This window comes from Niallia circulans (assembly GCF_003726095.1).
In the GTDB taxonomy this organism is placed as follows: domain Bacteria; phylum Bacillota; class Bacilli; order Bacillales; family Cytobacillaceae; genus Niallia; species Niallia circulans_A.
Map to the genome: position 1 here is coordinate 4,567,397 of NZ_CP026031.1, position 23,830 is coordinate 4,591,226.

21 protein-coding genes and 1 pseudogene are annotated in these 23,830 nt (G+C 35.3%); 18 read left to right on the top strand and 4 right to left on the bottom strand.

Translation table 11 applies throughout. The annotated features are described in order from the left end of the window. Nucleotides 1–14 precede the first annotated feature (14 nt). The 4 genes from gatA (at nucleotide 15) to C2I06_RS21870 (ending at nucleotide 3,746) form a co-directional block, all read left to right on the top strand. Entirely contained in the window at nucleotides 15–1,472 is a 1,458-nt protein-coding gene (gatA, locus tag C2I06_RS21860; protein ID WP_095333413.1) for an Asp-tRNA(Asn)/Glu-tRNA(Gln) amidotransferase subunit GatA, read from the top strand. Nucleotides 1,473–1,484: 12 nt separating this feature from the next. Beyond that, nucleotides 1,485–2,912: an Asp-tRNA(Asn)/Glu-tRNA(Gln) amidotransferase subunit GatB gene (gene gatB / locus C2I06_RS21865; RefSeq protein ID WP_095333410.1), complete on the top strand. Its 1,428-nt coding sequence runs from the start codon at nucleotides 1,485–1,487 to the stop codon at nucleotides 2,910–2,912. A 140-nt stretch (nucleotides 2,913–3,052) separates the two neighbouring features. Beyond that, nucleotides 3,053–3,310 carry a hypothetical protein gene (locus C2I06_RS25210; protein WP_164463755.1) on the top strand — a complete coding sequence of 86 codons (258 nt, stop codon included), beginning with the start codon at nucleotides 3,053–3,055 and terminating at the stop codon, nucleotides 3,308–3,310. Continuing rightward, nucleotides 3,246–3,746, top strand: coding sequence for a hypothetical protein (locus tag C2I06_RS21870; protein ID WP_164463756.1), 501 nt, complete (start codon nucleotides 3,246–3,248; stop codon nucleotides 3,744–3,746). Before C2I06_RS25210 ends, C2I06_RS21870 begins: the two co-directional genes overlap by 65 nt. Nucleotides 3,747–3,783: 37 nt before the next feature. On the opposite strand, the gene plsY is transcribed toward C2I06_RS21870, so the two are convergent. Together plsY and C2I06_RS21880 are read right to left on the bottom strand one after the other, a co-directional pair. Beyond that, nucleotides 3,784–4,404 (bottom strand): glycerol-3-phosphate 1-O-acyltransferase PlsY, encoded by a 621-nt coding sequence (gene plsY / locus C2I06_RS21875; protein WP_164463757.1) that lies wholly within the window; start codon nucleotides 4,402–4,404, stop codon nucleotides 3,784–3,786. Between the two features lie 171 nt (nucleotides 4,405–4,575). Next, the gene (locus C2I06_RS21880; RefSeq protein ID WP_123258840.1) at nucleotides 4,576–6,255 is read right to left on the bottom strand and encodes a hypothetical protein; all 1,680 of its coding nucleotides are present in this window, start codon (nucleotides 6,253–6,255) and stop codon (nucleotides 4,576–4,578) included. A gap of 159 nt (nucleotides 6,256–6,414) precedes the next feature. Here C2I06_RS21880 and C2I06_RS21885 point away from each other — a divergent pair, with 159 nt between their 5' ends. From C2I06_RS21885 to rlmD, 6 genes are all read left to right on the top strand, one after another. Beyond that, nucleotides 6,415–6,984, top strand: coding sequence for an RNA polymerase sigma factor (locus C2I06_RS21885; protein ID WP_164463758.1), 570 nt, complete (start codon nucleotides 6,415–6,417; stop codon nucleotides 6,982–6,984). Then, complete coding sequence (locus tag C2I06_RS21890; protein WP_123258841.1) at nucleotides 6,981–7,451, top strand: anti-sigma factor; 471 nt, start codon at nucleotides 6,981–6,983, stop codon at nucleotides 7,449–7,451. The genes C2I06_RS21885 and C2I06_RS21890 overlap by 4 nt, the downstream gene beginning before the upstream one ends. After that, nucleotides 7,448–8,533 (top strand): hypothetical protein, encoded by a 1,086-nt coding sequence (locus C2I06_RS21895; protein WP_123258842.1) that lies wholly within the window; start codon nucleotides 7,448–7,450, stop codon nucleotides 8,531–8,533. The genes C2I06_RS21890 and C2I06_RS21895 overlap by 4 nt, the downstream gene beginning before the upstream one ends. Before the next feature lie 65 nt (nucleotides 8,534–8,598). Further along, complete coding sequence (locus C2I06_RS21900) at nucleotides 8,599–9,516, top strand: hypothetical protein (RefSeq protein WP_095333397.1); 918 nt, start codon at nucleotides 8,599–8,601, stop codon at nucleotides 9,514–9,516. A gap of 378 nt (nucleotides 9,517–9,894) precedes the next feature. Further along, nucleotides 9,895–10,854, top strand: coding sequence for a diacylglycerol kinase (locus tag C2I06_RS21905; protein ID WP_095333395.1), 960 nt, complete (start codon nucleotides 9,895–9,897; stop codon nucleotides 10,852–10,854). Between the two features lie 138 nt (nucleotides 10,855–10,992). Then, on the top strand, nucleotides 10,993–12,366 hold the full coding sequence (gene rlmD, locus C2I06_RS21910) for a 23S rRNA (uracil(1939)-C(5))-methyltransferase RlmD (protein WP_123258843.1): 1,374 nt from the start codon (nucleotides 10,993–10,995) through the stop codon (nucleotides 12,364–12,366). Between the two features lie 658 nt (nucleotides 12,367–13,024). On the opposite strand, the gene C2I06_RS21915 is transcribed toward rlmD, so the two are convergent. Then, on the bottom strand, nucleotides 13,025–13,918 hold the full coding sequence (locus tag C2I06_RS21915) for a LysR family transcriptional regulator (RefSeq protein ID WP_123258844.1): 894 nt from the start codon (nucleotides 13,916–13,918) through the stop codon (nucleotides 13,025–13,027). A gap of 93 nt (nucleotides 13,919–14,011) precedes the next feature. Between C2I06_RS21915 and C2I06_RS21920 the strand changes: the two genes are divergently transcribed. The 3 genes and pseudogenes from C2I06_RS21920 to C2I06_RS26065 form a co-directional block, all read left to right on the top strand. Next, entirely contained in the window at nucleotides 14,012–15,199 is a 1,188-nt protein-coding gene (locus C2I06_RS21920; protein WP_123258845.1) for an MFS transporter, read from the top strand. Between the two features lie 371 nt (nucleotides 15,200–15,570). Next, nucleotides 15,571–16,560: a zinc-binding dehydrogenase gene (locus tag C2I06_RS21925; protein ID WP_123258846.1), complete on the top strand. Its 990-nt coding sequence runs from the start codon at nucleotides 15,571–15,573 to the stop codon at nucleotides 16,558–16,560. Between the two features lie 185 nt (nucleotides 16,561–16,745). After that, nucleotides 16,746–16,890 (top strand): annotated as a pseudogene (locus tag C2I06_RS26065) (DNA/RNA non-specific endonuclease); the annotation flags it as partial. A 492-nt stretch (nucleotides 16,891–17,382) separates the two neighbouring features. Here C2I06_RS26065 and C2I06_RS21930 read toward each other — a convergent pair. Then, on the bottom strand, nucleotides 17,383–17,859 hold the full coding sequence (locus C2I06_RS21930) for a VOC family protein (protein WP_123258847.1): 477 nt from the start codon (nucleotides 17,857–17,859) through the stop codon (nucleotides 17,383–17,385). A gap of 1,860 nt (nucleotides 17,860–19,719) precedes the next feature. Between C2I06_RS21930 and C2I06_RS21940 the strand changes: the two genes are divergently transcribed. The 5 genes from C2I06_RS21940 to C2I06_RS21955 all read left to right on the top strand — a co-directional run bounded on the left by C2I06_RS21940 (nucleotide 19,720) and on the right by C2I06_RS21955 (nucleotide 23,829). Next, nucleotides 19,720–20,730, top strand: a complete 1,011-nt coding sequence (locus C2I06_RS21940; RefSeq protein WP_095333391.1) for a tRNA dihydrouridine synthase — start codon at nucleotides 19,720–19,722, stop codon at nucleotides 20,728–20,730. Nucleotides 20,731–20,855: 125 nt separating this feature from the next. Then, nucleotides 20,856–21,032: a hypothetical protein gene (locus C2I06_RS25215; protein ID WP_164463760.1), complete on the top strand. Its 177-nt coding sequence runs from the start codon at nucleotides 20,856–20,858 to the stop codon at nucleotides 21,030–21,032. A 21-nt stretch (nucleotides 21,033–21,053) separates the two neighbouring features. Continuing rightward, nucleotides 21,054–21,257, top strand: a complete 204-nt coding sequence (locus tag C2I06_RS21945; protein WP_047941808.1) for a zinc ribbon domain-containing protein — start codon at nucleotides 21,054–21,056, stop codon at nucleotides 21,255–21,257. A gap of 149 nt (nucleotides 21,258–21,406) precedes the next feature. Then, nucleotides 21,407–21,793, top strand: a complete 387-nt coding sequence (locus tag C2I06_RS21950; protein WP_123258849.1) for a ribosomal maturation YjgA family protein — start codon at nucleotides 21,407–21,409, stop codon at nucleotides 21,791–21,793. Nucleotides 21,794–21,888: 95 nt separating this feature from the next. After that, nucleotides 21,889–23,829 (top strand): elongation factor G, encoded by a 1,941-nt coding sequence (locus C2I06_RS21955; protein ID WP_123258850.1) that lies wholly within the window; start codon nucleotides 21,889–21,891, stop codon nucleotides 23,827–23,829. The last annotated feature ends 1 nt before the right edge of the window (nucleotide 23,830 follow it).

The following is a 23,830-nucleotide window of genomic DNA, read 5'->3' on the forward strand; positions in this document are numbered from 1 at the left end:
GGAGGGGAAACTACATGAGTCTTTTTGATCAAAAAATGACAGATTTACAAGAACTATTACATAAAAAAGAGATATCTGTATCGGATTTAGTAAAGGAATCGTATAGTCGTATAAAAGATGTAGATGAGAAAGTACAAGCATTTTTAACATTAGATGAAGAAAATGCTTTATCTAAAGCTAGTGAATTAGATAGTAAATTAGTGAACGGGGAACATTCAGGCAGCTTATTCGGAATGCCAATTGGTATCAAAGATAATATTGTTACGAAGAATTTAAGAACAACCTGTTCAAGCAGAATCTTAGAAAATTTCCAGCCGATTTATAATGCTACAGTTATAGACAAGCTGCAAGCAGCAGGAGCAATAACAATTGGAAAACTTAATATGGATGAATTTGCTATGGGTTCTTCAACTGAGAATTCCTATTATCAAAAGACGAAAAACCCTTGGAATCTTGAGACCGTTCCTGGTGGATCATCAGGTGGATCAGCAGCATCTGTAGCAGCAGGGGAGGTATTATTTTCTCTTGGATCAGATACTGGTGGTTCTATTCGTCAACCAGCAGCATTTTGCGGAGTGGTCGGCTTAAAACCTACATATGGAAGAATTTCTCGTTTTGGCTTAGTAGCATTTGCCTCCTCATTGGATCAAATCGGCCCAATTACACGTACGGTAGAAGATAATGCTTTCTTACTTAATGCTATTTCTGGAGTAGATCCAATGGATTCTACGTCGGCAAATGTAGAGGTTCCTGATTTTACAAAGGGGCTTACTGGAGATATTAAGGGCATGAAAATAGCTGTGCCGAAAGAGTATCTAGCAGAGGGTGTTAGCGAAGTTGTGCGCCAATCAGTTCTAGATGCTTTGAAAGTATTGGAAAAATTAGGGGCAACATGGGAAGAAGTATCCCTGCCACATAGTAAATATGCCCTGGCAACTTACTATTTACTATCTTCTTCAGAAGCATCAGCAAACCTATCTCGTTTTGATGGAGTTCGTTATGGATATCGTGCGGATAATGCGGAAACGTTAATCGATCTATACAAACGTTCTCGTGCTGAAGGGTTCGGAGATGAAGTGAAGCGTAGAATTATGCTTGGTACTTTTGCTTTAAGCTCTGGCTACTATGACGCTTATTATAAAAAAGCACAAAAGGTACGTACTCTTATTAAAAAAGACTTTGAAGATGTTTTTGAAGAATATGATGTAATTGTTGGTCCAACTACACCGACTCCTGCCTTTAAATTGGGAGAAAAGGTAGATGATCCTTTAACTATGTATGCAAATGATATTTTAACAATTCCAGTGAACCTTGCTGGAGTTCCAGGTATTTCTGTTCCTTGTGGATTCTCTAACGGTTTACCGCTTGGTTTACAAATTATTGGAAAACACTTTGATGAAGCATCTGTTTATAAAGTAGCGTATGCGTTTGAACAGGCTACAGACTATCATAAACAAAAACCAACGCTGTAAGGGGTGAAAAAAATGGAATTTGAAACAGTCATTGGGCTAGAAGTCCATGTAGAGTTAAAAACACAATCAAAAATATTTTCCGCAAGTCCTAACCATTTTGGCGCTGCACCAAATACAAACACAACAGTAGTAGATTTAGGATATCCGGGTGTACTGCCTGTTTTAAATAAAAAGGCTGTAGAATATGGCATGAAAGCTTCTATGGCATTAAATTGTGAAATAGCTACAGAAACGAAATTTGACCGTAAAAACTATTTTTATCCGGACAATCCGAAAGCTTACCAAATCTCTCAATTTGATAAGCCTATTGGTGAACATGGATGGATTGAAATTGAAGTCGATGGCTATAAAAAAAGAATTGGCATTACTCGTGTTCATTTAGAAGAGGATGCTGGGAAATTGAATCATGAGAAAGGATATTCGTTAGTGGACTTCAACCGTCAAGGAACGCCATTAATTGAAATCGTTTCTGAGCCAGATATTCGTACACCAAATGAAGCATACGCATATTTAGAAAAATTGAAATCCATCATTCAATACACAGGTGTATCTGACTGTAAAATGGAAGAAGGTTCTTTGCGCTGTGATGCCAACATTTCCATTCGTCCAGTAGGACAAGCGGAATTTGGAACAAAGACAGAGCTGAAAAACTTAAACTCCTTTAACTTTGTCCGCAAAGGATTAGAATACGAAGAGCAACGTCAAAGAGAAGTTGTTTCTTCCGGTGGTGTTATTAATCAGGAAACACGCCGCTTTGATGAGGCAACAAGTACGACATTGTTAATGCGTGTAAAAGAAGGTTCTGATGATTATCGCTACTTCCCTGAGCCGGATTTACCAGATTTATATATTGATGAAGACTGGAAGGCAAGAATCCGTGCGGAAATTCCAGAGTTGCCAGATGCAAGACAAAAGCGCTATATGGAAGAATGGGGCTTACCAGAGTACGATGCAAAAGTATTAACCGTTACGAAGGAAATGGCTGACTTCTTTGAAGGTACTGTGGCAAATGGAGCCGAGCCAAAGTTAGCTTCTAACTGGGTAATGGGAGATGTCTCTGCTTATTTAAATGCCGAACAAAAGGAGCTGGCTGAAGTAAAGCTTACTCCAGAAAACCTTGCTGGCATGATTAAGCTGATTGGAAATGGGACAATCTCCAGTAAGATTGCGAAACAAGTTTTTAAAGAACTGATTGAAAACGGCGGCGATGCGGAAGCCATTGTAAAAGAGAAGGGGCTAGTGCAAATCTCTGACGAAGGTGCATTACTGAAAATTATTGGTGAAGTGTTAGATAATAATCCGCAATCCATAGAAGACTTTAAAAACGGAAAACAAAAAGCAATTGGTTTCCTTGTTGGGCAATTAATGAAAGCAACAAAAGGCCAAGCAAATCCACAAATGGTCAACAAGTTATTAGTTCAGGAAATGAATAAAAGATAATAAGAAGATTTATCTCTTTAGCTGCCAGCAAATGTTCTTTGTTGGCAGCTTTTTTTATGGAGAAAGGAGGATAGTATGGAAAAAATAGCTTTATTAAGTGGAATTAAGTGAATTTCGATAGTGGCTGATATAAATGGCATTTGAGCGAGGAGGAAATCAGCCAAAGTGAGTGGGGAATCAGCCAAAGCGGGGAGGAAATCAGCCAAAGCGGGGAGGGAATCAGCCAAAGCGAGGAGGAAATCAACCAAAGTGAGTGGGGAATCAGCCAAAGTGAGGAGGGAATCAGCCAAAGCGGGGAGGAAATCAGCCAAAGTGAGGAGGGAATCAGCCAAAGTGAATGGGGAATCAGCCAAAGCGGGAGGGAATCAGCCAAAGCGGGAGGGAATCAGCCAAAGTGAATGGGGAATCAGCCAAAGTGAGGAGGGAATCAGCCAAAGTGAGGAGGGAATCAGCCAAAGTGAGGAGGGAATCAGCCAAAGTGAGGAGGGAATCAGCCAAAGTGAATGGGGAATCAGCCAAAGTGAGGAGGGAATCAGCCAAAGTGAGGAGGGAATCAGCCAAAGCGGGGAGGAAATCAGCCAAAGCGGGGAGGGAATCAGCCAAAGTGAGGAGGAAATCAGCCAAAGCGGGGAGGGAATCAGCCAAAGTGAATGGGGAATCAGCCAAAGCGAGGAGGAAATCAGCCAAACAGAGGAATATCAACCAAACCACCTCATCCCAGCAAGCACTCCTTACCACCAAAAAACTACAAAAATAAAGGAGCTGCTCTCCAAAGAGCAACTCCCTGATTTGATTTCCAACCATTCGACAGTATTTCCCAGGAAAAGTTCATAATCAACAATTTCTTAAAAAGCTTGTCCAAAGAAGGGGATTAGACAATCTTCTTCGGGTTAATTCGATCCTTTTTTACGTTTTTATCGTTTACTTTAGGTTCTTTGTGATGAATAAAATTTATAATATTAGAGCGATGTAAAAAGATTAATAGTAATAAAAACAAGAAAAAGAGCCAGTCATGCTGGATATCGGGTGAAAATAGCGCATATAAGAAGATGGTTATTCCAACAGAAATACTACCAAGAAACACATATTTTGTAATAATTATAATAGCAAAGAAAGCGAAATAGGAAATCAAAAATAGAGCAGGATTAGCAACGAGTAAGGTGCCAGCAGTTGTAGCGATTGCCTTTCCGCCGCGAAAACCTGCAAAGATTGGAAAACAATGACCAACAACAGCTATCAATCCAGTATATAAGGGATTAACATCTACCATTAGTAAGTAGGGCAGACTTGCCGCGAGTGCTCCTTTTCCAACATCGAGTAGAAGAACAGCAATTCCGGCTTTTTTGCCTAACACGCGAATCGAATTAGTCGCTCCTGGATTATTGCTTCCATGTTTCCGAATATCAATGCCGTAAAAAACTTTACCAATAATTAAGGCGGTCGGAAAAGAACCAATTAAGTAGGAAGCTAATAGTAGAATAAGCAAATACATTACTCCTTTCCTATAAATGAAGTTTACTAGTTTAAAACACTATCTTTGTTCTCCTTTTTTATTCTATGCAGAAAGAGGGAGAAGTTTGTTCCCTTCTCCCTATATTATAAACAATAGATACTATTTTTTTGTTAAATTCCATTCTTTTTAGGTATTTGCATAGGAAAGACTTTAATTATTTAATTCTTGATTGCTAATTTTTAATTTTTCAACCGTAACGATCATTTCTTCTGTATCCACATAATCTACGGTTAGCTGCATCCCTTTTTCTAGGAAAATACTATAAGGGAAATCATTTGACGAAACTTGGAAAATGGTTTTATTTCCTTCTAACATAAATTTAACAATCGTGCTATTTTCTACTTCTGCTTTATATACATAGTCGATAGTGCCAGTGATTGTTTTTTTGTCCGCGATATTGTTAGGAACGGTTTTATCATTCTTTAATAAGGTGACAAGCGCATATTTATAATCATTAAACAGCTTTGTTTTTTCTGTATGATAACTATAAACTTTTTCATCCTTGGCGTTGATTAACATAATTTCTCTTAATACATGATTGCTGTCCATGAGCGGAACAACCCATGTGAACTGACCATAAATCGTATAGAGTAGCGGAGTACCAGCCTCGTATTTTTGAGCACGGAAGGTTTTCTCTGCAACATTTATGGCGGATTTTCCATTTAAAGATCCATTTGCCTCTGTGTAGAAGGTAAGAGCCCCAGTACGAGCATTAAGCATCGAATAGCCAACCATGCTTCCACTATCTGTTTTTGGACGTGTGAAGTCAGTAAACCAATGCAATTGTAAGTCTTCATTAAAAACGCCATTTACTTCATTCATATCTTCCCAAGCAGTTGGTAGTTTCATATCTTCTTTTGCAAATAGTGTATTCCAGAAGCCGTGAATATATTTACCATACCATTCATTCCAATCTTCCGCCACACTTGTAGGAATAACATGATCAATAAAATCAGGTATATTGTCCATTCCATAATCCTTTATTTTCCCAGTGGCAGGGTCAATAATATATATTCCTTTAATATCTACTATCTCGCGGAATTTATTGTACTGACCATATGGTACGACATAATATGGTTTATCATTATCGTCTGGCTCGAAGCTGGCTTCAAGTAAAATTGTATCTTTGTGCTTACTTCTTACTAATCTTTTTAAGTCTTCTTGGAAGAATGCAGAAGGTACATATTTCATGGATGATTTAACCAAAATGGCATCCTCATTTTCATCCTCTGCACTCATTTTAATAAAACCAGGCACGTCGTCTCCTTTGATCCATTTGAAGAAGCCAGTATATTCAATCGGTGTTACCCAATACAGATGATCATTAATCTTTTGCAAGGTAGAGGTTCCTAAATCGTAATAGGAAGGATGAGAAACCTCTCCAAGTTTTTTCTCACTTCGATAGCGTGCGTAGCTTTCAGGAACAACAACAATATGCTTTTCATTTGTGGAAACAGCTTCTTTATCAATAACGGTTGCTTTTTCCTGAACAAACTGATATTTATCTCCTGTAATCGTTAAAGGATAAATAAATTGGACATATAGGCTAAATAAGACAAAATACAGGAATAAAATTCCAGTTATTCTGTATCCCTTTACCTTTCCAAATAGTAAGTCTAAGAGTAAGAAAAAGGCAAGAAAAATAGAGCCGAATTTAAAGAGAGCCTGTAAAGAATGATCAACTAGTTGAAAGTAATCAAGACAAAATATGATAAGAATCCCAGCGAGTAAGCGAGTAATTTGAAAGACAAGAAATATTTTTTTATGAAAATGACTTTTCCATATAAATGGATTTAGTGTTAAAGCTAGTAATGCAAATAAATAATGCATGCACATTCTCCTTTTGATAATTTGCTATAGATGAAATACGAAAGTAAGGCTAAAAAGTTTCATGTAATAATGATACTATTACAAAAGAGAGTCTATAAGCATGAAAAAAATAAAAAAACTGTAGGGGTATGACCATCCAATACCGTCTATTATTATAGAATGGCAGGAAAGGGGGGAGAGGCCATTAGTGATCAAGTATTAATTGAAAAGATAAAAGCAGGAAATGATCACGCATTTCGTTTGTTAGTAGAAAAGCATCGGGACTACTTGTTTCGTTCGATATATAGCATTTTAAAGGACCAAAAAGAAGCGGAAGATGCTACACAAGAAGTGTTTATTAAAATCTATACCTCTCTCCCCAAATATGAGAATCAAGGATTTAAAACATGGATAACAAGAATTGCTATCAATCATGCTATTGATATGAGAAGAAAAAAACAAAGAAGAAAAGAAGAGATGGCAGAAGAATTGGAATCCCATATAGGAGGCTCTCAGACTGATGATGTAGAACTAGAAGTGTTGAGGCGCGAACGACAAAGACTTGTGCAGAAAAGACTGGAGGAAGTCCCCGCTAATTACAGGGACGTCATTTATGGTTTTTACATTCAAGAAAAAAGTTATCAAGAAATGGCAGCAGAACAAAATGTTCAAGTGAAAACAATTGAAACGAAGCTGTATCGCGCAAGACTCTGGATCAAAACGCATTGGAAGGAGGAAGAATTTTTATGACAGCACATTATTCTAAAGATTATTGGATGAAGTATGTAAAAGATGAACTAGGTGAGAAGGAAAGATCACTACTCGAAGATCATTTGTATACATGCGATCAATGCTTAGAATTATATATAGATGCAGTAGACAAGCAAGAGGAGACACTTCCTTCAATTTCAGATGAAGCAGCTTTTATGAATGATATTATGCAAAAAATATCCTATGAAAATATGGAGATAAAAACAACAGAAGAAAAGAAACGTCGTATTTATCAGTCATCCATATTCCATTATGCAATTGCCGCGAGTCTTACTTTGATTCTCATGTCGGCAGGATTTTTTCAGTCCATTGTAAAACATACAGAAACAATTCAAAAAACGGAAGTATCTTTTAAAAATGAGTCAAAATCAGGTGGCTTAGTGGATAAGACATTTGCCTGGATGGATTCATTTGATGGTAGTAAGAAGGAGGAAGTTAAAAAATGAAAAACCCGATTGTCGCGACAATCTTAGCATTTTTTCCAGGGGGCGGGCTATTCTATATTGGAAAAAAGCTGCGAGGCTTTTTTTATGGGCTAGCAGTATTTGGACTAGCGTTTGTGTCCATTGTGATGCTTAGTGCAGGATCTCTCAATGAGTTAACATTTATAGTAGTTTTTATTGGTTTTATTATATACTGCATTAGTTTTATCGACACATTAATTACAACCAGCAGCTATTTAAAGAAACGAGTAAGTTTTGCAGCGGATTCTGAAACTGGGGAGGCTGCACCTATACTGGCAAAAACAACGGAGTCTGAGCGGTTTTATACGATTGTTTTATCGTTTTTCCCTGGATTAGGTCATATCCAATTAGGATTAGTTTATCGAGGAATAACCCTCCTAACGACATTTTTAGGCTTAGGAATTATGATTATATTTATCGCGTTTTTGACCTATACAAATGAGTTTCTTCTATTTTTAGCGATTTTGCCAGTAATCTGGGTTTATGGTTTTTACGACGTTTCTCAGCAGTTTAATAAAAAACTAAAAGGAGAAGCATTAGAAGATATTACAATTTTTCAAGACTTTGAAAAGAACAGAGAAGAGGGAAAGAAAAGCAAATTTATTGCGACCTTCTTATCAGTGTTTCCTGGTGCAGGGCATTTATATTTAGGGTTACAGCAAAGAGGGATTCAGCTAATGGCTGCATTCTTGTTCTCTATTTTTATTCTTAACGAATTAAGATTAGGGCTATTTTTATTCGTTATTCCGATTATCTGGTTCTACAGTTTCTTTGACGGATTACAAAAGGCCTCGAAAGTAGGAGAAGAAGAGTTGGAGGACGTCCCTGTTATTGCTTATTTGATTAACTATCAAAAATGGTTTGGCATTGGTCTACTAGTAGTTGGTTTATATTATTTAATGATTAATATTATTTTGCCGATCTTTTCCCCTATTATCCAAAAGGAAATAAATATTGATTTACACTTTTTCTTTTATCAATATTTCCAGACAGGAATTGTGTGCTTAGTTCTTATTATCGGTGGTATTCATCTACTAAAAGGGACGAAAAAGAAAAAAATCTAAGTTATGGCCTTGCTTTTTTGTAGCTGTTTCAAAATAGCTAAGGCTTTACATAAGGAGAGAAGAGAATGCGAACATGGCGAGTGGGCACTTTTTCGATGGGCTTATCTTTAGTATTTCTTGGTGTATTTCTATTATTTACGCAGTTTTTTGATTGGAAAATAGTTACTGTTTTAAAAGTTTGGTGGCCAATTATTTTAGTTATTCTTGGAATAGAAATTTTATTATACTTGTTTTCTTCTAAACAAGAAAAACCATATTTAAGCTTTGATCTTTTCAGCATCATTATCGTTGGAATAATTGGGACAGCTGGAATTGCAATGGTCTTTCTCCAATCCTCAGGGATTATGGATTTAGTTGAACAAGGGTTAAAAAGAGAGGAAGTAACAAGTGATTTACCTGAATTTAATTATGCAATGAAGGACGATATTAAAAGAATTGTCATTGAATCTGACAATCGGCAAAATCCAATTACGATTGAAGGAACAAACGATGATGTTCTTTCTCTATTTGGAACCTATCGAGCTGTTCAATCGAAGAAGGAAGATGTTTTAAAGCCAGAGGATTATTTACTTGTATCGCAAAAGGGTGATACGTTATTTATCCGTTTAAAGCAATTGCCATATCGCGTTTCTGAATTTTACAGAGACTATGCTTCTATAAATACTACTATTCTTGTTCCAACGAGCAAAAAGTTAGATATTATTGATTTGCAAAATGACATTACAGTAAATCCGCGTAATTTAAAAAATAATTGGACAATCAATAATGTTCCACAAATTGATTTAATATTAGATGAAACAAAAAATGTGAAAGTTTCCGTAGATGATACACTCATTAACAATCAGGAACAGGAGGATTGGGAATTTCCAAATAAAGAAAAGAAGCATATAGAAGAAATAACTAATGCATTTTTGCAAAAAGGGAAGGGTGGCTCTTCCATTAACATTTTTGATAGTGGTACTTTAAATGTAACAAATCATTAATAAAAGGAGGAAAGATTGGACTCAGATGATTAAATATGGAGGAAGATCTTTCTTTTTGAATAAGGCATTGTCTAGCAATTTCTGTCTTTCTATTTTGTCAAAATTCCTCTATAAAGGATGAATAGCTGTAAGGAATGGCGAAAAAAAGTTAATCAAACGTTTGATTAATAGAAAAAAACAGGAATAAGAATGAGAAAAGTATGATGAACTAATAGATTGGGTTATAATGTGGGAAGATGCTTGAGACATGGACATTTATCATGAAAAAAGATACATATCATGGTAATAACTAGAGTTAAACATTGCCTAAGCAAGTAGTATCGTATATGATGTTATTGGTTATGGAAAAAATTGAATCTTGATTATAGGATGATGAATATGAAAAGGGCAAGAATAATATATAATCCTACTTCAGGTCGGGAAGCTTTTAAAAGACATTTACCAGAGGTGCTAAAAAGATTAGAAGAGGCAGGGTATGAAACTTCCTGTCATGCAACGACTGGACCAGAGGACGCAACATATGCAGCGAGAGTAGCCGTAGAAAGACGATTTGATCTCGTCATAGCTGCAGGCGGTGATGGAACGATTAATGAAGTAGTCAATGGAATGGCAGAACAGGAATATCGTCCAAAGCTTGGAATTATTCCAGTAGGAACGACAAATGATTTCGCAAGAGCATTGCATATTCCTAGAGATGTCATTGGTGCAGTAGATGTTATTGCAAAAGGTGATACTATTCCGATTGATATTGGAAGAATGAATGACAAATACTTCATTAATATTAGTGGTGGCGGACATTTAACAGAAATTTCTTATGAAGTTCCTAGTAAATTGAAAACCATGCTTGGACAGCTAGCATACTATTTAAAAGGTATCGAAATGCTGCCTTTCATTAAAGCTTCGCATGTCAGAATTGAGTACGACGGCAAGTTATTTGATGGAGAAGCCATGTTGTTTCTTGTAGGTCTGACTAATTCTGTTGGCGGTTTCGAAAAATTAGCCCCTGGCGCATCTATTAATGATGGGTTATTCTCTCTATTGATCTTAAAAAAGGCAAACCTTGCAGAGTTTATTCGAATTGCGAGCCTTGCGTTACGTGGAGAACATATAAATGATCCTAATGTCATTTATACGAATGCGAATTATATAAAGGTTAGCTCAGATGAGAAAGTACAAGTAAATCTTGATGGAGAATTTGGCGGATTATTGCCAGCTGAATTTATTAATTTGTATCGTCATTTTGAGTTATTTGTACCGCTTGACGCGATTCGCGATGAAGACCGACCAGATGTCAAGGATTATAAAGAGATGTTACAAATAGACAATAATAAGGAGTGAGTGGAAGAAGAAATCCCCTCACTTTTTGTTTTGGGTAACATTCAAAGATTATGTATATACCAATGACGCTTTCCTCATAATATGATACAATTACCACGCTTATTTTTTTCGGAAATATCGACGTAAAGGAAGACGATAATGAGTAAAACATTACCCGTTCAAAAGAACGATATAATAGATATAGTTTTTGAAGATTTAACCCATGAAGGTTCAGGTGTGGCAAAGATAGATGGTTACCCCCTCTTTATCCCCAATGGACTTCCAGGTGAAAAAGCAACTGTAAAAGTAATTAAAACAAATAAGAATTACGGTTTTGGTCGTCTGCTAGAGATTAAAGAAAGAAGTCCCTATCGTGTAGAAGCGCCATGCCTTATATACAAGGAATGCGGCGGCTGTCAATTACAGCATTTAAGCTATGAAGGACAATTGAAAACAAAACATAAACACGTGAAGGATGTTTTAGAACGAATTGGAAAAATCAATACGATTGTTCATCCAACACTCGGGATGGAAAACCCTTGGCGTTACCGTAATAAATCCCAAGTTCCAATTGGAGAACAAGAAGGTGGCCTCATTGGCGGATTTTATCAACAGCGCTCTCATCAAATTATTAATATGGAGCAATGCCTCATCCAACAAGAAGAAAATGATTATGTCGTAAATACAGTAAAAGATATTTGTTCAAAATATGGGGTTCGTGCATATGACGAAGCTCGTCATAAGGGAGATTTACGTCATATTATGGTAAGAAGAGGATTGGTTACGAAGGAAATCATGATTGTCTTAATTACCCGTACACAGGATATCCCCAATCGCAAAGCAATTGTTGATGAAATTGTTCAAAAGGTGCCAAATATTAAATCGATTATCCACAATGTGAATAACAAAAAAACAAATGTGATAATGGGAGATACTACTCGCGTACTTTGGGGAGAAGAGACGATTACGGATTATATTGGCGATGTAAGATTTGCTATTTCAGCTCGTTCTTTTTATCAAGTAAATCCGGAACAAACAAAGGTGCTTTATGAGAAAGCATTGGAGTATGCTGATTTGAGTGGAGAAGAGAAAGTAATTGATGCCTATTGTGGAATCGGCACCATTTCTTTATTTTTGGCAAAAAAGGCAAGGAAAGTATTTGGAGTTGAAATTGTCCCACAAGCAATTGAAGATGCAAGAAATAACGCTGTGTTAAATGATATCCACAATGTCGATTTTGCAGTAGGAGAAGCAGAAGTAGTTATCCCCAACTGGTATAAAGAAGGAAATGAAGCAGATGTTTTAGTAGTAGATCCACCAAGAAAAGGCTGTGATGAAGCATTACTGCAAACAATTCTTGATATGAAGCCAAAGAAAGTCGTCTATGTGTCCTGTAATCCAGCGACTTTAGCTCGTGATTTGCGCATATTAGAGGATGGTGGCTATAAGACAGAAGAAGTACAGCCTGTGGATATGTTTCCTCAAACGATGCATGTGGAGGCAGTGGCGAGATTAACGTTGAATATTGTCTAATTAATAAAATCTCTTGCTCGTGAAAATAAAGATTTGCTGATACGACCTTGTTTTCGTTATAAATATTTTTGCGAATCAGGGTCTATTCATGCTTTAAACTCTTGCAATTACTAGATTCTCGTTTTTTCTTATTTTATTATAACTCTAAAAAAGGTGTAAAAGCAGGCGTGCTAGAGGGTAGAAAGTACTTATTTCTGAAAGAAAAACATCAAAAATGTGGGGGATAAGATTCCCATTGTTACACTTATCTTTTCTTTAGTTACAAATTTATCTAAATTCAATTGTACCTCAACATTAGGTTTTTACTCTTAACTCCAAATATAACTTAATGTCTTTTCATTACTATGTACAATCAAATTAAACTTCTACATTTTAAAACGGGAAGAGCAGCGGGCAGTTACGGTTTGTATCTAATGCTTATCTGCCTGTATATTCATAAAAATTCGGGCTGGATCCAATAGTGATTCAGTATTTTTTATGCTCAATATTCCTCCAATCTCTTATCCTTTCCCTCATCTTTCCATTCCATAAATTCGTAGGATTTTTAATATCTATTCAGTTAGTTTCCTAAGAGTAACACCCTATCCCCAAATTGCCAATGTGTTATAAAGAAGAACTTTATAATACATTGGCAATAGGTCAATTATTTGAATGAAATTTACTTGTTAGTTGTCTTATTAGAGTCGGTGAAGACATTATTAGCAACCTTTAGAAATTCTTTAACAGCCGGGGAGGCCTCAGAGATTGCAGAGCAAGCTAATGAAACTTCGCGGTAATTTGTTAAATTTAGATTTCCTATTTTGATATTTTGTTGTGTTTTTAAAAACAGTTCCGGACCAATTGTAATCCCAAGTCCTTCTTGTACCATATTAGCAATGGTATTGCAATCATGTACTTCAAAACGGATAAAGGGTTTAATTTGTGCTTGTTTAAATAACTCCTCTACATGAGATTGGTACATTCCTGTTGGCATGATAAAAGATTCCTTCTCTATATCGCGTATATCTATTGTGTCCTTGTGAAGGAATTTATGCTCGGCATGAAATGCTACAACCATTTTATCTTTAATGAGAGGTACTAGCTCAAAGTTAGTATTTGATTCCTTTTCTACAACAAACCCGATATCAATAATTCCAGATAGTAACCATTCTGTTATCTCTTCATAAGTACCTTCATAAAACTTAAATTCGATATTAGGGTGTTTTTTTTGAAATTTTACAAGCAATTTTGGTAATAAACAGGAAGAAGCACTCGCAAAGGTACCAATACGAATTGTCCCAGTCTCTATACTTTTTGCTAATGCAATTTCTTGATTAATACTTTCCATTCTATTCAATACTTCTCTTATATGCGGAAGAGTATTTTTTCCTATTTCAGTAAGTGATATTCCTTTTCTGCGGTCACGAATTAATAACGAAACTCCCCATTCGGTTTCTAAACTGGAAATAGCGTGACTTACTGCTGACTGTGTCATATTTAATCTTTTAGCTGCCTTGGTAAAACTCCCTAATTCTATTACTTTAGAAAAAATTTCTAAACGAACAATACTCATGAGTATTTGCTCATCTCCTTTGTCAAAAATATCAATTTTACTTATATTAGCATGACATTTAAAATGAAATCAACTTGTTAAATACTAAAGGAGATGTGCAATTTGAAAAAAAACATTAATCAAGTAATTATTATTCTATTATCTCTAGGAGCTTTTGTAATGGGGACAGCAGAGTTTGTTGTTTCTGGTATATTAGAGATTATATCTTCTGATTTAGGTATATCTATCTCAATAGCAGGACAATTGATAACCGTATATTCATTATCCTATGCGATGGGGGCGTTGGTGTTAGTAGTATTAACGGCAAAATTTGAGCGTAAAAAGATATTATTATATTCTATTATCACGTTTATTATAGGAAATATAGTCGCCTTTTTTAGCTATGATTATTTCTTATTAATTCTTTCTAGGGTCATTAAAGCAATAAGTGGAGGATTATACATAGTCGTTGCGACAAACTATGCCGCTCAAATTGCTATAACAGAAAAAAAGGGGAGTGCCATGGCAACAGTTATCACTGGTTTTACTGTATCATTAGTACTTGGTGTACCCATCGGAACATTTTTAGCTGCTTATCTAAATTGGCGTTATATTTTTCTGATTATTGCTGTCTTTACAGTTTTTCTTTTATTATTACTTTACAAATTATTACCTAGTATAAAGGGAAAGAAGCCTATACCATTTAAACAACAGATTCAAATTATCAAGGATAGACGAGTTATTATGGGGTTAATAACTACTATTTTTTGGATATTGGGGTATACGATGGTATTTGCTTATATTTCTCCGTTATTAAGTAATGGTGCAAACTTTTCCATAGAAATGACTAGCATCGCTTTATTTGTTTTAGGCACTTTTGCTTTTCTAGGTTCACGTTTTGGCGGATATGCCGTTGATAAGTGGGGACCAAATCGAACGATATCCATTAGTTTGTTAGTACATGCAATTTCTTTATTTGTGTTAACAGTTACACAGTATTCAATAATAGGTGTATTTATAACTTTGGCAGTATGGGGTGGAGCGACTTGGACAACAACATCCGCAAAGCAATTTTATTTAATTTCACTAAAACCACAATCATCTGAAACTATACTAAGTTTTAATACAGCTTTAATGAATATTGGGATGATGCTTGGTTCAGCTTTAGGGGGAATCCTTATACAACATACAAATATTATAAATTTAACTTGGATTGGTGGGTTATTTGTAATTCTTGCTTTCATTTTTATCAATTATTCTTTTAACTTAAACAAAGCAAAATTAAGGAAAGTTAGGATATAATAATTAGTTAAAATGCCAATGTATAGTATCTTCTAAGAATTCTACTTGCTGTTTTTTATTGTCTTCTAAAGCTCACTTACAATATAATACTTGATTTTAAACAAAAAGAAGGAGCAGTGGCTGCATGTTAATAAATTACTTAAACTTTTGAATGACAATTCCATCAAAATCCGAGCTAGTCTTAATAAATTAAGCTCTTTTTATTTTTCTAAACAGTTATAGCTTCCTATATCTACTTTGAATGTTCCTCTATTATAAGTAATAACTCATATTAATTATGAAAAACATTAATTTTACTAATTTAGATAAGAGTTGTAATCTAAATATAGTAAATTTACTTTTTTGAAATTGAAGTAAGGAAGTGATTTTTTTTGAAAGCGTTGATACATGATAATTTAAATAAGAATGGCCAATTGTGTATTAGAAAAATTCCAGATAGCAGCCCCAAAAAAAACGAAGTGAAAATAAAAATAAAGGTTGCGGGGCTTAATAGACGTGATTTATTTGTGATGAAAAATAGAGATGAAGAAGAAGGTGAATTCATTCCAGGATCAGATGGTGCAGGGGTTATTGTAGAAGTTGGGTCAGACATTTATTCCGACGTATTAAATCAGGAAGTTATCATTAATCCTACTTTAAATTGGGAGAGGTCAGACGATGTTCCAATTTCTCCAAATATATTGGGTGGACCTACAAACGGCACTTTTGCTGAATATGTTACGGTTCCATTTAAAAATGTGGTTCAAAAGCCTCGACAATTAAGTTGGGAAGAGGCGGGAACACTTGGTTTATCTGCTGTTACAGCTTATAGAGCACTTTTTACCAAAGGAAAACTAAAATCAGATGAAATAGTACTTATACCTGGTATAGGTGGTGGTGTTGCAACATTTGCAATGCAATTTGCGAAAGCAGTAGGTGCAAAGGTAATAGTTACATCTCGTCATAGTCAGACATTAAAGAAGGCACAAAGATTAGGAGCCGATATTACTCTTAATAGCAACATTGATTGGAAGGATGCTTTAGGCGATACAAAAGTAGATCTTATTTTAGATAGTATTGGTCCAGCAACATTTTCAAAGTATTTGGAAATTATTAAACCTAATGGCAGGATTGTATGTTTTGGTGCAAGTTCAGGAGATAGTATAACATTACCCTTGCGTAGTCTTTTCTATCCTCAAATTCAATTGATTGGTACATCTATGGGGAGCACTCAGGAGTTTGAGGAAATGATTCATTTCGTTATGAAACATTCAATTTCTACTGTTACTGAAAATGTGTATCCTTTTGAGGAAGCTAAGATTGCTTTAGAACATTTAGAAAATGGAGTGCATTTCGGTAATATTGGTTTAGCAATGTATTAACTTTTTCTATAAAAAACGAAAGTGAATTTATTACTTTTCCATTTCCTATCGTTATTATTCTCTTGTTACTAGATAAATTTATCTCAATATAAAAGGGCGTGAGATCTAGAAAAGAGAAGTGTTTGGTCGTACAAAGAAAATAAAATTTTTTGTTAATGAACCTGTATTATTGTTTGGCAGATAACTATTCTGATGAGGCAAATGTTCCTGGTGTCGAAAGGAACATTTTTAGATGAAGGACATATCATTGCTGATTCTCTCGGAAGGATCTCAAATTCTTATCATATCATGCCTCAAGATAGTACGCTTAACCGACATGGCGATCAATCCTAGAGAATAAGTAGAAGGTAAAATCGTACTGAATAATAGGAAAGAACCACTTAAAAGTCTACGAAACAAGTGTTTCTTTGAATATGACTTTCAGTAATTGCCGGGGAATTTGCTGATGATGGAAGATCTGCAAAATCCCTTTTAGAGTTAGTTTATATCCTGATAGTTTGTCTTTATAATTATGAATGGCGTTGGCTTCAATATTGATGTGATCTTTAAAAATAATAATGCGGATGAATTTTTTTTCGACATAAAAAGAAGGTGATTTAGCTCACATTTTTTCAGCAATATATGATCAATATGGTTCCAATGAGAAAGATTTAATTATATATTATCAAATTTATTAAAGATAAATGTGATAATATAACAAAAATTAGAAGGAATAAAAACGAATATTAATCAAATATAGAAAAGAAGCTTATAAAACCGTTGAATCCCGGCGATGGCATAACGAGGAAAGAGAAGCTGGAACATCATTAGGAGAGATAACTACTAGAATAAAATAGTGAAATTTGCAATCCAGCTTTTCTTTAAAAGTTGGATTGCATGGCATGAAAATTTGTTGTGTAGTTGCTTAGGATGCAAGACATTTGTTACACCAAGTAAATTTCCGTCAGGATCTTTAAAACTAAATCTTCCAAAACCATGGTTAGGATCAATATTCAACGTACCAACAACTACATTTTTCTCTTTTAGCCAACTATGAAACTCGGCTAAGGAAGGAGTGAAGAAGTCGATTATGCTATGTACGTTTTCTGTAATTGTATTTTTGAATGATAGCTTGTTTAATTCCTTTGTTTCGACCAAGTAGATTGTTGGTACTCCTTTAGTTTCAAATGTGAGCATAGCAGTAATACTATCCTGATAATGAATTTTTAAGTCAAAGATAGCTAAATACCAATTTAGTGAATTTTTTAAATTTGAAACTGGAATTTCCAAGGTTGCTACATGCGGCGTGAATTTACCCATTTTAAGACCTCCTAAAATTAATCATTATTTAATTATTAGCTAAAGAGATAAACTTCCCTTTATTTTATTTAAATAAATAGAAGAATCGCAGAAGAATTAGCTGAGAAACTACACCGGACATCTTAGAAGATGAAATGGAACAGGCTCGAATATTATTTCTAGTGAGATGTGGACATTTGGGATAAAATCGGTGATTGTACTGGATGGAGAAGTAATATTAATCTTAAGAACCAACATAAGGGAAAAGGGGGGAAGGTCTATAAATAAGATGTTGAAGGTTGCTCAAATAGAGAACCAAGATCTATCAGTTTATAAACTTCCAAAAGATATAAATTATTCGAATATAAACTCTGATAACTTTAACCTTAAATAAAAATATTGTCTATATTACCTGGTTAAAAATCTTTTCTTTTTTAGAAAGGATTTTTTTGTCTGTTTTGTAAACTAATAGGGATATAGTTATGAAATAATATAGAAAGGAGGATTAAAATATATTATCGACGATCTATAAGTACACGATAAGAAAATAAGTTGTCCTTTGTGTGAAAGAGAAAGACGATTGTATTAGAAGATAAATGTAAGCCTTGCTCATACTAGGGGGGGTTACATGACATTATCATAATAGATTAGATTTTCACTCTCCTTCCATCCGTTGGGAGAGTGAGGGGAGAAGAATCCCTAATGAGATTTTTTTTTCCCGCATCTAATACAACTATTTGAGTAATAGCTGTATTTATGATTCCGTCTAAGGAAACAGATTATAGATTTAAACTTCAAGGAAACCACCTCGATCAGACTTTTTTTTTAAGTTTAAAGTTAAGTATTCATAAAGTAAATCAATAATGGGAAAATTGTTAAAAACAGGGAAAAAGAAGTGGTGAAAAAGCAGGTATTAATGCCTTAATTAATTGTGGTAATAGGTATATTTTAGTAGGTTTTTCATCAAGAAAGCCGTTAAGAATGGTGAGATTGATTTCTACGGTACTTTGCGATGTCATACGCTGCTCTAAGGGAAAATGCGAGTATGGCGACCACATTAAACAAAGTACCTAGAGTTGTGGAATGGAAAAGGAAAATAAGAAGGAGTATATAGCATACTAGATTGGTAATCAAGCTAGCAAATTCAGATTTAAACACAGATACCATCACCCTTTGGATTATTAACTAGTGATACGGTTGATGGTAAGAAAAGTTTCATTAGAGGAAAATAGGATGCCTCTGACGGGATTCGAACCCGCACTCCTTTCGTAAGCATAGGCTAGGGGGAACACGCTTCCCTACGGACTTTCACCGGCTAGGAATTTCACCTGCCTCAGCTTTTTTGCTTTTCGGTGCTTCTGAAACCCTTGCCTTGCGACCCGGTACCAACAATGTTTTCCGGCGCTCTTCCCTTCTATAGCTACAGAGGCATATTGATATATTTTATTATACAAAGAAAGCGAATAGAAGAAAATGTTTTGATTATCAAGAATTAAAATTTATCCACAGACTCAGGCGTCCACAGATTTTGGTGGAAGTAAGAAATGGATACATCGAAAAACAAACAAAATGAAAAGTTGTTGGAATTTTGTATAGAATTAGTTGTTTGTTATTGTTGATGGTATAAAACTAATCAGATAAGATATTTTAAACTTTTCCAGTACAGAGGGGACTTCTAACAGGCAAGAGAGATACTGATTTGACAGAGGAATTAAAGCCTTTTAATATAGAAGACGGTATAATTTTAAAAGATTTTACTAATAAATGATAAATTTTCGATTTAAGTAATCGATGATATAACTTGTTGAGACGAAAAGGGTCAAGTAGGCAGGGATATTTTTCGTTTTAATTGTGAGACGAGAAGTTTAACATTGGATTTATATGAAAGGAACTGAGTTTTATATGATAGATAATTTTTGGCGGGAATTACCACGGCCATTTTTTGTATTAGCACCGATGGAAGATGTGACGGATGTTGTTTTTCGTCATGTAGTCAGTGAGGCGGCTAGACCGGATGTGTTTTTTACGGAGTTCACTAACACGGAGAGTTATTGTCATCCCGAGGGAACACAGAGTGTACGTGGACGTTTGACTTTTACAGAAGATGAACAGCCAATGGTTGCACATATTTGGGGAGACAAGCCTGAATATTTTCGACAAATGAGTATAGGCATGGCAAAGCTAGGTTTTAAGGGAATCGATATCAATATGGGCTGTCCAGTTCCTAATGTCGCAGCAAAAGGGAAGGGAAGCGGACTTATCCTCCGTCCAGAGGTTGCTGCGGAAATTGTACAAGCAGCAAAAGCAGGTGGACTGCCTGTCAGTGTTAAGACAAGACTTGGTTATACGGAGATAGAGGAATGGCAAGACTGGTTAACACATATCTTGGAACAAGATATCGCGAATCTTTCGATACATCTGCGTACAAGAAAAGAAATGAGTCAAGTGGATGCACATTGGGAATTGATTCCGGAAATCAAAAAACTTCGTGATCGTGTGGCACCAAATACACTTTTAACGATTAACGGTGATATTCCTGATCGTCAAACTGGCTGGGAGCTGGCTGAGAAATATGGAGTGGATGGTGTTATGATAGGGCGCGGTATTTTTAAAAATCCATTTGCCTTTGAAAAAGAACCGAAAGAGCATAGCAGTAAAGAACTGCTTGATCTATTACGATTACATCTTGATCTTCATGACAAATATTCACAGGAATTAGAAACACGATCTTTTAAAGCCCTTCACCGTTTTTTCAAAATTTATGTGAAAGGATTTAGAGGGGCAAGTGAATTGAGAAATCAATTGATGAGTACACAATCGTCTGATGATGTCCGTGCTATGCTTGATGATTTCGAAGCGAAGAATGCTGATGAGACAGGGATAGTAGGCTAATATAACTTAAAAAGCATAAATTGAAATAGAAAATTGGTTGGCATGAATCGGTAATACCCGAACTTTTGCCAACCAATTTTTTTGCATTCTAGCACTGCTTTATAATTGTGTGAAAAGCCTCTCAAATGGAAACGAAATGGATTCCAATTGTCGCAGCGGGAAGATTAAGTGAAAATGTCTCGGAAGAAAATTTAGATAAGCTTTTAAAAAATTCATCATTATTTGTATCGATAGAAATGAAACTAAATATCGTATTACTTCGTAATAATAAAGGAGATGATAAAACAGAAACAAAGATATAACAAAAAAAGGAGCGTAATAATATGGAAAGCAAAGGCTGTGTAAAATGCGGGGGAACAGATATAGGAACAAAAGATGTGGCCATGACAGGAACGGGTTTATCCAAGTTAATGGATATTCAGCATAATACATTTACGGTTGTCTTTTGCAAGAAATGCGGGTACTCAGAGTTTTATAATAAACAAGCATCGAAAGGTTCCAATATTTTAGACTTATTTTTAGGATAAGTAGCACAAAATTTAAACAAATAGAAAATTAGTTAAAATCTAGAGACCATATTAGTATATCGGGTCTCTAGATTTTAAGGGCAGATAGGAAAGAAGGGTTAGAGATTATCAAGCTTTATTAAATAAAATATAATTTGTGAGTGAAAAAAATGTACCGACTATTCTATTTTGTTATAACCATACTCATGATGTTATTTGGACTATCTTCTAGAAAATTTAGTAATCATCTTCCTGATTTTATAGCTGTTCATGCAGGAGATATGATTTGGGCGATGATGGTTTACTTTGGGTTTCGGTTTCTATTTATTAGAAAAAGCCTCCTATTAGCAGGAGTACTGAGTATACTATTCAGTTTTGGAATCGAAGGCAGTCAATTATATCAAGCGGATTGGCTTAATCAGCTTCGAGATACAACAATTGGAGCGTTAATTCTTGGAAAGGGTTTCCTATTTATGGATTTAATACGCTATTCATCAGGAATTTTACTGGCTTGTATAGTAGATACATTCTTTGTTTGGAGAAGTAAAAGAGACTGATCTACAATTGATTTTTCTGGTAGTTATACCATCCTTATGGCCATTTCAGCTATAATGATAGGTATAAAACTAAAAACGCAGGAGTAGCTTTCAAAATGAATAAGACAATTGGAATATTAGCGCATGTTGATGCGGGAAAAACTACTTTTTCAGAGCAACTTCTATATCATACAAATAGTATAACTAAACGTGGCCGTGTAGATCATAAAGATTCCTTTTTAGATAGTCATATAATTGAAAAACAACGAGGGATTACGGTTTTTGCAGACCAAGGAATCATTGAACATGGAGATTCTACTTATTATTTAATTGATACTCCTGGACATATTGATTTTTCTCCAGAAATGGAAAGAGCGATTCAAGTAATGGACTTTGCTATTGTGATTATTAGTGCGGTAGAAGGGATTGAAGGGCATACCGAAACGGTGTGGAATCTATTAAGGAAGCATCAGATTCCTACATTTTTCTTTATTAATAAAACAGATCGGACAGGAGCGGATGTAGCGCGTGTTCTGAAAGAAATTCGTTCCCAATTTACGACAGATGTATATGATATTTCCTCTTTAGATAATAGCAGTATGTCGGATGTGCAAATAGAATTTATTGCAGAGCGAGATGAAGAGCTCTTGGATTACTATATGGATAATGGCTATCAACCAACATTGTGGATGGAAAAAATCCAAGAAATGATTATTTCGTCGCGGCTATTTCCTTGTGGATATGGTTCAGCACTTCAGGATATTGGGATAAAGGAATTTTTCGATCAGTTTCATCAATTAACAAAAACAATGTATAGGAAGAATCAACCTTTTGCAGGAAGAGTATTTAAAATTCGTTATGATCAAGCTGGGACAAGAATTACTTTTCTAAAAGCAATAACTGGTACTCTGCATGTCAGAGATGAACTTCCATATGGAAATGGAATGGTAGAGAAAATTACGCAAATTCGTAAATATACTGGAAAACAATTTCAACAAGTGAATGAAGCCGGTGCTGGAGAGATTTTTGCTGTAACAGGTCTTACAGAGGCAATTGTGGGAGATGGAGTCGGAGCAATGCTTGAAAAAGCAGTATATGAATTGGTACCAACGCTTCGTTCAAAAGTGGTAGTTGAAAAGGGAGTAAATAAAAAAGAGGTACTAAAGCTTTTTCGGATATTAGAAGCAGAGGATCCATCTCTTCAGATAACATGGGAGGAGAAACAGCAAGATATTCACTTACATGTGATGGGGAAAATACAATTAGAGGTTCTTCAGGAGCTAGTATTAGAAAGATTTTCTTTAAATGTGCACTTTGGTCAACCGGAAATTTTGTATAAAGAAACAATCGAAACAGCTACTGTCGGATATGGACACTTTGAACCATTACGTCATTATGCGGAGGTACATCTCCGTATAGAGCCAGGAAAAAGAAATACAGGTATTACATTTGAGAGTAGATGCCATACAGATGACTTATCTCTAGCAAATCAACATCTCATCTGCCAGCATCTTTTTGAGCGAGATCATCATGGGATTTTGACTGGTTCCCCCTTAACAGATATAAAAGTGACATTATTAACAGGGAGAGCCCATAATAAACATACACATGGCGGTGATTTTCGGGAAGCTACTTTTCGAGCATTGCGCCAAGGACTAGAAAAAGTTCAGAACCGGTTATTAGAGCCTTATTATGCTTTCAAAATAAAAGTAGCTATCGAACAAATGGGCAGAGTGCTGGCTGATATTCAAATGGCCCATGGAGTATTTGATACGCCCGAAACAATAGATAATAAAGCAATTATTACCGGCAAGGCTCCCGTTGCCACATTTATGGTATACAGCACAATCTTAGCCTCTTTTACACAAGGAAAAGGTCAGCTTTCCTTTACCTTTGCGGGTTATTACCCTTGTCATAATGAACAAGAAGTGATTGCTGGACTAGACTATGATAAAAATGCTGATCCAGCATATACATCCTCGTCTATTTTCTGTGCGAAAGGCGCAGGATATACGGTTCCTTGGCAAGAAGCGGAAAAAATGATGCATTGTCTATAGA